Annotated in this window: 12 protein-coding genes and 1 other RNA gene; 8 read left to right on the top strand and 5 right to left on the bottom strand. The window is 43.2% G+C overall.

Annotated elements, in window-relative coordinates:
* Positions 1–268: 268 nt before the first annotated feature.
* A complete protein-coding gene (locus JFC07_RS12360; RefSeq protein ID WP_068406636.1) occupies positions 269–706 on the bottom strand; it encodes an MCR_0457 family protein in 438 nt (145 codons plus the stop codon).
* Between the two features lie 488 nt (positions 707–1,194).
* Between JFC07_RS12360 and surE the strand changes: the two genes are divergently transcribed.
* The 3 genes from surE (at position 1,195) to JFC07_RS12345 (ending at position 4,520) form a co-directional block, all read left to right on the top strand.
* Positions 1,195–1,995, top strand: coding sequence for a 5'/3'-nucleotidase SurE (surE, locus tag JFC07_RS12355; protein ID WP_227671106.1), 801 nt, complete (start codon positions 1,195–1,197; stop codon positions 1,993–1,995).
* Positions 1,996–2,284: 289 nt separating this feature from the next.
* A complete protein-coding gene (locus JFC07_RS12350; protein ID WP_193031894.1) occupies positions 2,285–3,088 on the top strand; it encodes a peptidoglycan DD-metalloendopeptidase family protein in 804 nt (267 codons plus the stop codon).
* Between the two features lie 127 nt (positions 3,089–3,215).
* Positions 3,216–4,520, top strand: a complete 1,305-nt coding sequence (locus tag JFC07_RS12345; RefSeq protein WP_198329152.1) for a lytic murein transglycosylase — start codon at positions 3,216–3,218, stop codon at positions 4,518–4,520.
* 151 nt (positions 4,521–4,671) lie between these two features.
* Here JFC07_RS12345 and JFC07_RS12340 read toward each other — a convergent pair whose 3' ends face one another.
* Together JFC07_RS12340 and JFC07_RS12335 are read right to left on the bottom strand one after the other, a co-directional pair.
* Positions 4,672–5,514 carry a UDP-2,3-diacylglucosamine diphosphatase gene (locus JFC07_RS12340; RefSeq protein WP_198329151.1) on the bottom strand — a complete coding sequence of 281 codons (843 nt, stop codon included), beginning with the start codon at positions 5,512–5,514 and terminating at the stop codon, positions 4,672–4,674.
* 78 nt (positions 5,515–5,592) lie between these two features.
* On the bottom strand, positions 5,593–6,108 hold the full coding sequence (locus JFC07_RS12335) for a peptidylprolyl isomerase (RefSeq protein ID WP_068406650.1): 516 nt from the start codon (positions 6,106–6,108) through the stop codon (positions 5,593–5,595).
* Positions 6,109–6,382: 274 nt separating this feature from the next.
* Here JFC07_RS12335 and JFC07_RS12330 point away from each other — a divergent pair, with 274 nt between their 5' ends.
* The 4 genes from JFC07_RS12330 (at position 6,383) to JFC07_RS12315 (ending at position 11,395) form a co-directional block, all read left to right on the top strand.
* The gene (locus JFC07_RS12330; RefSeq protein ID WP_198329150.1) at positions 6,383–8,122 is read left to right on the top strand and encodes a glutamine--tRNA ligase/YqeY domain fusion protein; all 1,740 of its coding nucleotides are present in this window, start codon (positions 6,383–6,385) and stop codon (positions 8,120–8,122) included.
* A gap of 454 nt (positions 8,123–8,576) precedes the next feature.
* Complete coding sequence (locus tag JFC07_RS12325) at positions 8,577–9,215, top strand: peroxiredoxin (RefSeq protein ID WP_068406656.1); 639 nt, start codon at positions 8,577–8,579, stop codon at positions 9,213–9,215.
* 250 nt (positions 9,216–9,465) lie between these two features.
* A complete protein-coding gene (locus JFC07_RS12320) occupies positions 9,466–10,125 on the top strand; it encodes a glutathione S-transferase family protein (protein ID WP_102076821.1) in 660 nt (219 codons plus the stop codon).
* Between the two features lie 289 nt (positions 10,126–10,414).
* Positions 10,415–11,395 carry an META domain-containing protein gene (locus tag JFC07_RS12315; protein WP_191692481.1) on the top strand — a complete coding sequence of 327 codons (981 nt, stop codon included), beginning with the start codon at positions 10,415–10,417 and terminating at the stop codon, positions 11,393–11,395.
* A 148-nt stretch (positions 11,396–11,543) separates the two neighbouring features.
* Here the strand turns inward: JFC07_RS12315 and ruvC are convergent, their stop codons facing one another.
* Positions 11,544–12,128 carry a crossover junction endodeoxyribonuclease RuvC gene (gene ruvC / locus JFC07_RS12310; RefSeq protein WP_102076818.1) on the bottom strand — a complete coding sequence of 195 codons (585 nt, stop codon included), beginning with the start codon at positions 12,126–12,128 and terminating at the stop codon, positions 11,544–11,546.
* A gap of 153 nt (positions 12,129–12,281) precedes the next feature.
* On the opposite strand from ruvC, the gene JFC07_RS12305 reads away from it, so the two are divergent.
* Entirely contained in the window at positions 12,282–12,899 is a 618-nt protein-coding gene (locus JFC07_RS12305) for an FxsA family protein (RefSeq protein WP_144297726.1), read from the top strand.
* Positions 12,900–13,033: 134 nt separating this feature from the next.
* Here JFC07_RS12305 and ssrS read toward each other — a convergent pair.
* A non-coding RNA gene (gene ssrS, locus JFC07_RS12300) (6S RNA) lies at positions 13,034–13,229 on the bottom strand.
* Between the last annotated feature and the right edge of the window lie 179 nt (positions 13,230–13,408).

Genomic DNA, 13,408 nt, shown 5'->3' with positions numbered 1-13,408 from the left:
TTTTGCTTTTAGAATCCCCCGCTTGAGCTTGTCGAAAGTGGCGGGAGTATGTCAAATAAATTCAATATTTAATAAACCCAGTATGAGCTTAATTTAAACGCTTATTTTAAATGTATAAGACCACTTGTTAAAAGCTAATTATCAAAGGTTTTTGCCTAGCATCTATCACGTCATAATAACCAGATTTTATTGTCGTTAATAGTAAAGGTATTTATTTACGTTGACCAGATGCTAGATTTTAGCGAATTTACTTTTCTATCGAAACGGGTTAATGATATTCAGCATTGGCCAAATCTTCGCATAAGGCTTTGTTCTCTTGTTTTGAGAAGCCCATGGTCCAACTACGAATACCTTGCAGAATTTGACGGTAATCTTGCTGCGTAGACAAGTATTGAATAGCCGCTTTTGGATCCTCTAACGATGGCATCAATTCATGCAGCTGCACGTTATAAGATTTATAAAAGCGCTGTTTTTGTTTGCCGGTTAACATCGGCGGGCAAATCTCTGATAACACATGCATCACCGCAATCTCATGCTTAGTGATATTAATGCCCGATAAATCTACTGGAATGGTAGTCGACGCATTGGACGCAGCTTGGGTCGCTTGAGACAGCATAGCAATAGACGTTATCAGTCCTGCAAGACCAACTTTTGAGGCGGTCTTTGCTATCACAGAAGCTATAGATAATATCGATTGATTTTTCATTCAGTATTACACTCGCTTATCTTTGTTTGATGGTGCTATGTTAATGGGTAAAAAAATAAAAGTCACATAAAATATTGATTTATGTGTAGATATATTGTGAGCTAAGCCGCCTTTACAGCAACATATCAGCATTATATCGCCCTAAGTTACCTCAACATAAAAGTATCAATTGTTCGTGTTGTCCCTTGTTGCCTACTGTAACCGCGACGTCTTACCTTTTGCAAAAGATGCTTACTGCTACTATTAAAATTATGAATAAAATCAAATAGTAATTTGAACTTGCTTAAAGTCTGGGTTCGCCTCGCGAGGCGAGTAGGGTATAATCGCCCAAAATCTAAAACGCGACAGCACTATCCATAATGTCTGTCTTTATTTTTCTTGATTTCGGCAGGCATAATTATAGCGGTTTTAGGATAGAAAAGTAGAGAACCTGACAGACGGTCATTAATGACGATATTAAGCAAAATTGGGCAAAAATGAAAATTTTAATGAGTAACGATGATGGGGTGCATGCGCCAGGGCTATTGGCGCTTTATCAGGCATTGTCGACCATCGCAGAAGTGGTGGTGGTCGCACCAAGTAATGAGCAAAGCGGCTGCGCCAGCGCTTTGAGCATCTCAACGCCGTTATATACCCATAAGTTAGATTCGGGTTTTATAGCAGTCAATGGTTCACCCGCTGACTGCGTTTATTTGGCGTTACATGAACTCTATCGTCATAGCGATTTTGACTGGGTGATTACTGGCATCAATTCCGGTGCCAATCTTGGTCAGGACGTTTTATTTTCGGGTACCTTTGGCGCGGCTTTGACCGCCCAGCTTTTTGGCATACCAGCGATCGCAACCTCTTTGGTAGGTGGCGGCACAAAAAATGACGAAGCGCAGCAGGCCAGTCATTATCAAATGGCGGCCAATGAGATTGTCAAACTCATGACCGATACACCGATATTGGAGGCTTGCAAAAATTTGCCCTATCATGTATTAAACGTTAATATTCCTGATGTCAAAAGCGTAGCTGCGATTAAAGGTCGAAAAATAACAGCGCTGAGTCACAGTCAGATTGCGCGTCCCGTTCATCATGTGGTCGATCCACGCGGACGCGATGCCTACTGGCTATCGTTACGCAAACGCCAACGGGAATTATTAACAGACGACGCAAGTATTGAATCAGCAGAAATACAGATGATGGATGACCAAGCGGTGGCAGCAGGGTATATTAGTGTATCGCCTGTGCGCCTGCATCATACGCCGACCGAAACCCTTGCGTCACTCTCAGCCTTAGTACTGTAATTAGCCCTGTAATTAGTGCTGTAAATTGACTGATTTATCTAAGTTTATGATGATATTTGCCCTTGCTTAAATTGGCCAATGCTTAAGTTTATTAGTACTAAATTTATTAGTACTAAATTTATTAGAGCTTAAAATCGCTAAAAACCATTTATTATTGAATGAGCTAAAAACCATTGGTTATTAAATGCATAATTATGGTGTTTAGGACATTAAACGTTACAACCGTTAGCAAAATGCTTGTGAGTAACACAAGGAGTTTGTGAGTAACATAAAGAATAGGAAATCTTGTATGAAGAAGCTTATTGCTGGATCGCGCTTAGCAACCCTAGCCTTGATGGGAACATTGACGGCAGCGACCGTGACGATGGTTGGCTGTGCCACCAAGCCCACTTATCAAGGCGCTAATCAGGGTCCGAAGATTATCACCAACGGACAAGGCGTGCCCAATTATTATCGTGTGCAGCGTGGCGACACTGTCAGTCAAATCGCCGCCCGCTATCGTCTCAATTATCGCCAAATCGGTGCGATCAATGGTTTAGATAGCAAATATACGATTTATAGTGGTCAATGGCTCAAATTATGGCAAGGCGAGCCAGTAAACGCCAATAATAACAGTCGCTATAATGCTCCTGCTCAAACACGGCCACAGCCGAGTTATACACCGCCTGTGAACAATACTCCGAACTATTCGCAAACGCCTGTTTATGAAGTGACCGCCAACGCAACATCGGGTTATGAGTATCCAAGTCGCAACCAAGTGATTCGTAACTTTGATGCTGCTGCCGGTAATATGGGTATGTGGTTTGCCGGTAATGTCGGTGATCCGGTACTTGCCAGCCAATCGGGTACCGTACTGTATTCAGGTAACGGTCTGCCTGAGTATGGCAACCTAATTATGATTCGTCATAGCGATAACTATATTACCGCCTATGCGCACAACAGTGCCTTGCTGGTAAAAGAAGGTGAAGCGGTACAGCGCGGTCAGCGTATTGCAAATATGGGTAGCAGCGGCGAGACCAACCAAGTCGGCTTAGAATTCCAAGTACGCCTAAATGGTAACCCTATCGACCCACGTGCGGTGCTTGGACGTTAAATTTTAAGACGTTAGATTTTAAGACGTTAAATTTGCTGCAATTTTTTGGTGGCTGTTAATTGTTATTGCTTGCTCGCTATTAATTATTAGCTATCAGTTGCTTTAATTATTCATATTTGAGAAATTTATGTTATTAAACAAACAATACCTTGCCTTGTTTCCCGCGTTAGTCATGGTCGGCTGTACCAGTCAGCAGGCAATGCAAAAGCCGAATACCCCTGTACGCCAAGGTAATGTGCAAATTACCCAGACTCAAACCATTCAGGTTAAGCCAACGCCTGTACCAGTCGTCAAGCCGCAGCCAGTTGCTAAGCCAAGCTATAACAGTTTTTCTGATTGGAAATCTGACTTTTCGATGCGCGCCATTGCAGCGGGTCACGATGCTTCAACCGTGCGTCGTTTGATGGACATGGCTTATTTAAATCAGCAAGTTATCTCGCTAGATTCAGGGCAGCCAGAGTTTTCTAAAATGCCTTGGGAATATGTCGATTCTGCCGTATCAGATGGCCGTGTCAGCACAGGTAAGCGTAAGTTTGCCGAGCAACGCGCCTTTTTATCACAGTTAGAGTCGCAATATGGCGTCAATGCAGAAATCATCGCTGCGATTTGGGGCATGGAGTCATCATACGGTGTGGTAACGGGCAATAGCAGTATTCCAAGCTCGCTTGCCAGCCTTGCTTATGATGGCCGTCGCCAAGAATTTGCTGAAACCCAGTTATTGTCACTAGCGACGCTATTGCAGCGCGGCGATGTCTCATGGTCACAGCTCGATGGCTCTTGGGCAGGCGGTATGGGGCAGACGCAGTTTATCCCTGATACCTGGCTGAAACACGGCGTTGATGGTGATGGTAACGGTCATCGTAACCCATGGGCAACGAGCGATGCTCTGGCCTCTACTGCCAATTACCTGAGTAATTCAGGTTGGGTGCGAGGCCTTGCGCCATTTTATGAAGCGACTGTACCTGCGTCGTTTGATTACTCAACGGTTGGTACCAAGCAACCTGCGGCTAGATGGGCGGCGATGGGCGTGGATACCATCGCTGATGTTTATTTAGATGCCAATACGCAAATGGAGCTATGGCTACCTGCTGGTAAAGATGGTCCAGTCCTATTACTTAGCCCAAACTTTGATGTCATCAAGGTTTACAACAACTCATCAAACTATGCGTTAGGTGTCAGCCTACTTGGTAAAGCGCTGGCAGGTCAGAGCGGCTTACAAAAATCATGGCCGCGCTATGAGCGTCCATTATCGACCGCGCAAGTGCGTAATTTGCAGCAGCGTTTAACCAGCATGGGTTATGATACCAAAGGCGCTGATGGCATCGTTGGCACCAATACGCGTAAGGCGTTCCAGCGCTGGCAAGCAGACAACAGTCAAACGCCAGATGGTTTTATAACTCAGCGTAGCGCGTCTTCATTGGCAGGATGGTGAGACAGAGTAAAGTCGTTGTTTTTGGATAATCGTCATTTACAACGATGGTTTAGAAATAATTAACTCTCATAAATAAAAAAACTCCGTGCTAAGCGGAGTTTTTTTTGTTCGTACAGTTTTATAAAAATTGTAGCAGCAGGTTAGATAGAGTTTAGACAGTCATCTTAAACTCAATCAACTCAAACTCAGCATTATTATCATCTGAATTTTTATGTGCCGTCACCGCCCCAATCACGGCGCTGACTTTTGGCTGGCGTGAGTCTTTATCAAGCAAGCGCCAATCACCAAGTACATAGCGTTTTTTATCTGCCGTCGCCTGATGAATAGCTGGGCGATGGGTATGACCATGTAACAACGCATCGCTGTCTGCTATGGCTTGTATTACTGCATCTTCATTGACGTCCATGATATAAGCGGCTTTGTTGGCATTATTTTGCTGACTTTTTTGCCGTAATTTATCGGCAATCGCTAAGCGCTTTGTCAGCGATTTATTGAGTAAATACCATTGGGTCAAACGGTTACGCATCATTTTGCGAAAAAACTGATATTTTTTATCATCGGTACATAAGGCATCGCCGTGTTCTAAGCGGTAATTCTGCTGTCCGACGGTTAAATAATACGGCTCATAAATCAGCTCACCGCCAAATAAGCTACAAAAGGGCTGACCTAAGAGGAAGTCACGGTTGCCATGCATGACCAATATCTCACAGCCAGCGACTCGCAGTTTTTTTAGTTTAACGATAAGCGGCGTGAGCCAATGGTTTTGGCGCGCGTCTTCTGATAAGGTCAAATAAGCGTCATCGCCAATCCAAACCTCAAACCAATCGCCTAAGATAAATAAGCGTTTAAGCTGAGGTAGGGCAAGGCAATCATCAAGCAGGGCCAAAAAAGCCTGCACTAAGGCAGGCTCTTCTGGCGATAAATGCAAATCGCTAATCAAAACTTGCCGCACCTCATGAGGGCGGGTCGTGATTAAATGATTAAAGCTTTGCATGTATCTTTATCCTCATAAGGTAAGATAAGCGGCCGTTAATAACAAACCGCTTATCTTATACCGTTTATAAAAAAACGATTACTGCGTAATGATGGTCGCAGAGTTGATGACCACTGGCTCGTTTGGCACATCCGCATGCATGCCAAAACGGCCCGTTGGTACGCCGCGCATTTTGTCGATAACATCCATGCCGCTAGTGACTTTACCAAATACGGTGTAGCCCCAACCTTGCATGTTTTTGCCAGAGTGATTTAGGAAATCGTTGTCTTTTACGTTAATAAAAAACTGGCTAGTTGCTGAATGTGGGTCTTGCGTACGGGCCATCGCAATCGTACCTTTGTCATTTTTCAAGCCATTGTCCGCTTCGTTTTCAACGGGTGCATTGGTCGCTTTTTCATTCATTTCAGCGTCCATACCGCCGCCTTGAATCATAAAGCCGTCAATGATGCGATGGAAAATCGTCCCGTCATAATGACCAGATTTAACATAGTTTAAAAAGTTTTCGACAGTTTTTGGCGCTTTTTCTTCATTGAGTTCGATAACGATCGCACCCATATTGGTGTCAAGTTCTACTACTGGTGGCATGTCTACCATGTGATATTCCTTTTTGATTATAGCGTCTAAAATAACGCTGTTAAGTGGTGGTTAAAAAGTTGCTGACTAAAAAGTTATGGCTAGTCTAACGGCTTTTTTGTCGTCTGTCATGTATCAGGCTGTTAATGCCTTTGCAAAAGCTGATAGAATAACGCAACGTTATCTTTTATCAGCGATTTTTGATTGATTATTTTAAATTTTCTTATTTTGAACCTTTTATAAAGCGTAATGACACGTGTTAAAGGCTAAAACCTTGCGCTAGGAGCAATGAGTAATGAGTGAGCACTCAAGCAACAATGTACAAAAAGACGAACAAAAAAATGACTTTATTCGTAATATCATTCGTGACGATATCAAAGCGCAAAAATACCCGCAAATCGTGACGCGCTTTCCGCCTGAGCCAAACGGCTATTTGCACTTAGGTCATGTCAAATCTATCTGCTTAAACTTTGGTATCGCCGAAGAGTTTGGCGGCGTTTGTAACTTGCGCTTTGATGACACCAACCCAACCGCCGAAAAGCAAGACTATATTGATAATATTGAAAATGATGTGAAATGGCTTGGCTTTGAGTGGGCAGGCGAGGCGCACCATGCGTCCGGTTACTTTGACCAGTTGTACGCATGGGCCGTACAGTTGATTGAGCAGGGTGATGCTTATGTGGACTTGCAATCGCCTGAGCAAATTCGCGATAATCGTGGTTCATTTAATGAAGCAGGCACGCCGTCGACGCAGCGTGATGCCAGTGTTGAAGAAAACTTAAAACTCTTTAATGATATGAAAGAAGGCAAGTTTGCCGAAGGCAAAGCCGTGCTGCGCGCCAAGATTGACATGGCAAGCCCAAACATGAATATGCGCGACCCTGTTATCTATCGCGTCATGCACCAAGCCCATCATCAAACCGGTGATAAATGGTGTATTTATCCGATGTACGATTTTGCCCATCCGCTCTCTGATGCACTCGAAGGCATTACCCATTCGTTATGTACACTGGAATTTGAAGACCATCGTCCGTTTTATGATTGGGCGGTTGAAAAAATTGGCTTTGATGTGCCGCCGCACCAGTACGAGTTTAGTCGTCTAAACGTCGACCATACCTTGACCAGTAAACGCAAATTAAAGCAGTTGGTTGACGAAGGTATCGTTAGCGGTTGGGATGATCCACGTATGCCGACGATTGCAGGTATGCGCCGCCGCGGTTATACGCCTGAAGGTTTACGCGATTTTAGTGAACGCGTCGGCGTGACTAAGGTAGACAGCGTCGTTGATTTTCGTCTATTAGAATTTAGTATTCGTCAGTCATTAGAGACGACGACCGCGCGCGGTATGGCGGTTCTCAAACCTTTAAAAGTGACGATTACTAACTTTAGCGATGCGGTTAGCAGTTGGGAATCGCAAAAAGCTGATAGCGTCAATGCGCGCTGGGATGAAGACGCTCAGACTTTATGGCTCACGCAGCCAAACCATCCAAATGTTGATATGGGCGAGCGTGAAATTCCGTTTACCGAAACCCTTTATATTGACCAAGGCGATTACGAGATCGAGCCGCCAGCAGGCTATAAGCGTTTATCTCCAGAAAAGCCAGAAATCCGTCTGCGTAACACTTATGTGTTGGCAGTGACTGAGCATATTCTTGATGACGCTGGCAATGTTGTTGAGCTAAAAGCCACGATTGACCCTGCGACTTTGGGTAACAACCCTGAAGGCCGTAAGGTTAAAGGCGTGATTCATTGGGTCTCAGCAAGCCAAGGCGTGCAAGCGACGGTACGCATGTATGAGCAGCTATTTAGCGCTGAAGATCCAAGTAGCGTCGCCGACGTTCATCAAGCGCTAAATCCTAACTCGTTGATTGAGCTCGATGCCGTAGTTGAGCCATCGCTTGCTAATGCCAATGCTGGTACGCGATTCCAGTTCGAGCGTGAGGGCTACTTTATTGCTGATAGTGAAGACCACTCGAGCGACAAGCCAGTGTTTAATCAAATCGTGAGCTTACGTGACAGCTATAAACCGGCTTAGTGTAGAACTATTGGCTCTATTATTAAAGTTTAAAACGTTACTCAACAATAGTAGTTTTCAAAAAAGCCCATTTCTAGTACGCTAGAGATGGGCTTTTTTATGAACGTGGATTTTCTTGAAGGGTTCAGAATATATTGATTTGGTTAATGTTTTAAATGCAAACTTGGATTCTTAGTAATAAATGGCATAAGCGCATTACAATCCATCACAAGACATTCATAACTAGTTTGCTAAGATAGAAGAGAATTCTTGCTGACGTAATTTGAGTTATTGTGTAGTATTGACCGAGTATGTTGATAGCTAAGTACATTTATAACTAGGAACATTTATAACTAGGAACATTTATAACTAGGAACATTTATAACTAAATACGTTTATAACAATAGAGCGCATGGATACCTTTAGAGGTGAATAAATACTAACGCTCATCACTCATATAAATAAGGAATAAAGCATGGCAAATTTACGTTTAGGTGATACTGCACCAAATTTTGACGCGACAACCACTGATGGTGATATCAATTTCCACGAATGGGCAGGGGACAGTTGGGTTGTCTTTTTCTCACATCCTGCAGATTACACGCCAGTATGTACCACTGAGCTTGGTCGTACCGCAGCATTAGGCGGTGAGTTCCAAAAGCGCAATGTAAAAGCAATCGCCCTATCAGTTGATGGTTTAGAGGACCATAAAGGCTGGGCCAAAGATATTGAAGAAACCCAAGGTACCGCTGTTAACTTCCCTATCATTGCAGATTCAGACCGCAAAGTGGCGGATCTTTATGACATGATTCATCCAAATGCCGACAATACCGCGACGGTTCGAAGTGTATTTATCATTGATCCAAACAAAAAAGTACGCTTAACGCTGACTTATCCAGCCAGCTGTGGCCGTAACTTTGATGAGATCGTCCGAGTTATCGATGCGATGCAATTGTCTGATGAGTATAACGTCGCAACGCCAGTTGATTGGAAAGAAGGCGATGACGTTATCATTCCACCAAGCGTGAAAAATGAAGATATTCCCGCCAATTATCCAAAAGGCCATACCGAAATTAAACCTTATCTCCGTACCACGCCTGCGCCTAACAAATAAGTTGAGCAGCTAGTCCAAGCAGTTGTTTTAAGTTAATAAGCCCTATGACGTCATGTTATAGGGCTTTTACTTCTTTAGCTTTTCAGCCTTTTATTAGAAGAGCATATTGCATGAGGTTTTGTTATGATAATAACAGGCTGAAATGTCTACACATGATATTCACAGTTTTATCCATAACCGATAATGCAATAACCATAATAAAACCAAAGGGCGCTGAGTCGCTTTAAAACCGTCTTACAAGGAGTTTGCCATGAAAAAATTATACTTAACCCGTACCGCCCCAAATCCACGTAAAGCGCTTATTTTATTAGCGTCAAAAGGTATCGATGTCGATGATATGGATGATCTTGATGTGGTCGACATCGACTTCGCTACCAATGAGCAGATGTCCGAGGAATTTACCAAAATTAACCCTATGCAGACCGTACCCGTTCTAACCTTGGATGATGGTACGGTGCTGAATGACTCGCAGGCAGTATGCGAGTATCTCGACCGCGTCTATGGTGAGCGTTCAGTGATGGGTAATGACGTCGTACAGCGGGCGCAAGTATGCTCGATGCGCCGTATTGCCGAGTTTGAGGTGCTATATAACTTTATGCTGGCGTTTCAGCATAGCCATCCGTCCAAAGCGCAGCGTGTCGAGCAAGTACCTGAGTTTGTCGCGCCCTCTATTGCCCGCGCGATAAAAGCCCTACCTTATTTTGAAAATGCCTTAAACGGTCATGATTATTTGGTCGGTGACCAGTTAAGCTTTGCCGATATCGTACTGTATTTGGGTCTAGATTTTGGTAAAGCGCTAAAATTTAATCCAAACGAGCAGGGCGAAAATTTGGCGCGTTTTTATCAAATGATGCATGAGCGCTTTAGTATTAAAAATATGGCAAAAGCCAAACCTGCTTATGATGAATGATAAGGTCGCTTTATAAATCGAGCTTTACATAGCCAGAAGCCTTAATGCGCTAACCACCATATTAGCCAGTTAAGGCTTTTTTTATTGTAAAATTAGAAAAACTATCGAAAACAGTTACTATCAATCTATAAAATTAAACACTTTGTAACAATAATAGATGACATCGGCGCTATAGTGGTCAAATTATGAACACTTTACAAAAACAGATACAATTGCGATTTGTATAGTAAAAACTTCGTATGTTAAAAAGCGGAATATCGAAAAGGTTTACTCACAAGGTATGACTGTTATGACCTCATCTTTTGACACCCAATATTTTACGGAATCATCTTTTATAAAGTCTTTGGCTAGATTTGCTGTATTGCCTAGCATTCTAGCGGTAAGTCTGACATTAACTGCCTGCCAAGAATCCTCAGTACCAAGCGAGAATGATGTACAGACAGAAAATGCTAACGAAGTCGATGGTAATGCTGCTACGCCTGATGCTACGCTAGAAAATGATGAGTCCAAGGCGGCTGAGATGAGCACTGAAGAACAAATGATAGCCAATCTTACCCGTTATCGCTGGACACTGATGTCTGCAAGCGATAAAGGCGCCCAGCCACTAAATACACTGCTCGATATCAAAGACCAAGTGCGCTTGAGCTTTAGCCAATACCAAGGCGAGAATAGCCTAAACTATAGTGTCGGCTGCAATACCATGAGCGCAGGATATCAGCTTCAGGGTCAGACGTTGACCATCGAAGACGGTATGAGCACCAAAATGTCGTGCGGTGAGCTTGATAAGGCTGAAAACCAATTGAATGAGCTAATGCAAGGTGAGAATCAATTGACCTTAGTATTAGACGCCAATGTCGAAAACGGTAGTGCTGAGAGCGCAACGGCTGAAAGTCGTCAACCAATCTTAACGCAAATCACAAGCGACGCGGCGACGTTAGTTTGGGCAGGTAAGTTAACCTCACAGGCCAAATACAACAGTAAAGGTGAAACGGTATTTTGGGCAGTCAATGCTAAGAAAGTAGCCTGCGCTGACAAGAGTTCAGAGTTATGCTTACAAGTAAAACCCATTACTTATGATGACCAAGGTATCAAGGTTAGCGAAGGTGAGTGGACAGCCTTTAACGGTGAAATCGATGGCTATCAGCCCGATGGTATGCACGATGAAGTACTACGTCTTCAGCGCTATCAGTTAGACGCTAACGAGAATGAAGAAGCGCAAGAATATGCCTATGTACTCGATGCAGTGATTGAGAGTAGCGTGGTAGAGTAATGCTTTGTTAGAGTAGGTTTGTTGGTCATTTTCATTATTTTAAACGATGACTCAAATAGAAGAGATAATTTAAACGAAAAACACGCGCCGTTTGGATGCGTGTTTTTTTATATTTATTACTTCTATTACTTTACTGCGAACTTATTTTTTAACGCAAATTGCCTAAGTCTTCTTCGGTCAAACGCCAGCGACCTTTTTTCTTCGATGTGCCGCGTCCGCGCATGGCGCTATTCATTATGAGTTTGTTCATGGAATGGCTTGAATGCGCATGACAAATGGCGCAGGCAAGACCATCAGCGGCATCTTGCTGGGGCACCACCTCTAACGCCAAAATGCGACAGACCATCTCTTGTACCTGCTCTTTTGCCGCTGCACCATAGCCGCAGACCGCTTGTTTAATTTGGCGAGCGGTATATTCCGATACTTCTAAATCAAGAGCGACCATAGCAGCAATCGCCGCACCGCGAGCTTGCCCGAGCTTCAACGCTGAGTCTGGGTTTTCTGCCATAAAAACTTGCTCGATAGCGGTATAAATCGGCTCGTCGCCATATTTTAAATGATGCTGGGTGATACGCGTTAAGCCATTAAAAATACGCTTTAGGCGCTCAGGCATCTCTTTGGTATCTGTACGAATCGTGCCTGCGTCTATATACGTTAGTTTGTCGCCCGTTTGTTGGATAATGCCATAACCAGTCATGCGCGAACCCGGGTCAATCCCGATAATAATTGCCATAGTATTCCGTCTTACTTACATTTTGTTTTATGGCTTAAAAATCAGCCGTAAGTTTGATAGTATAGCAATCAATCCCCATATACATCATATGTTAGCCATATTAATTTGCATGGCGCTTAATTTTTTAGATTTTATCTTATAGGACGACACTTTATGGGTCAGATAGTTGGTATTGCCATCGTTTGGTTTATTATCGAGATGCTGCTTTGGTATTTACTTGCGCAGTTTATGAGCGGTTGGTGGGTATTTATGTGGTTTATTATCGCCGCCGTTATCGGTATCTCTTTTATACGTAAAGGGATGGCAGCACTCAATCCAATGGCGCAGCAGATGAAAGCTGGCGGTATGATGAACCCTGCGATGCGTCCACAAGAATCAACCATGATTAAAAGTGTCGCTGTAGCAGCGGCGGGTCTGTTGCTGCTGATTCCAGGTGTGCTCAGTGATTTATTAGCCTTACTGGTGATATTGCCGCCAGTGCAAAAAAAGCTCAAAGACTTTGCTAATAATTACGTTATGAACAATCAGCAAAAAATGATGGAGATGATGGCAAAACAGATGGGTGGACAAAACCCGTTTGGTGGCGCAGGCGGCATGGGCGGTCAGAATCCATTTGGCGGTGCTGGTGGTATGAACAATCAAAATCCATTTGGTCAACAGCAACAAAATCCGTTTGGCAATGTGTTTAAACAACATACTACTGTCGATGGGACGGCTAAAAACATCCCTAAAGATGTGAAGAAAATTACCAAATCTGCCAATGACGAATAATCAATTTATTATTAAATAGATATTCTTGCCGACATAAAAATGCCCCTTTTATCATTAATAAAAGGGGCTTTTGAGTTTTAAAACTATTTTTTATAAAAGATAATATTTATAAATAAAATAGTGAATAACTGAATAAAACAACCGAAGTGCCGCCGTAAGATGGTGACCCATGAACCGTGAAGTTCAGGGCGGATGCGTCACTGCCTCTGCAGGTTTCCTGAGACACCGCAAGCGGTGCAGGCATACACAATGAGGCAATAGGTACCACATCCTGGTAAAGCATTATCGGCTCAGGGAATAAACATCTACTAGCCAACACTTCAGAATATAATTATCTTAACCAATGACTTGAGTGATTGCAAGTACGATTTACAGATTGCTACGTAGGGTTGCAAACAGTTAAATAAAACATATACAAACCTACCTATTTATTACTATAATAGATAGATTATATCTATAATATAGAGAGCAAGTTATGGGGAAACTGGTTAGTATTGGGGAGGCTGCCA

Origin of the sequence: Psychrobacter faecalis (assembly GCF_016107575.1) — a bacterium.
Taxonomy (GTDB): Bacteria; Pseudomonadota; Gammaproteobacteria; order Pseudomonadales; family Moraxellaceae; genus Psychrobacter; species Psychrobacter faecalis.
The sequence above is the reverse complement of the archived record's forward strand: the minus strand, read 5'-3'. Positions and strand labels throughout refer to the sequence as shown.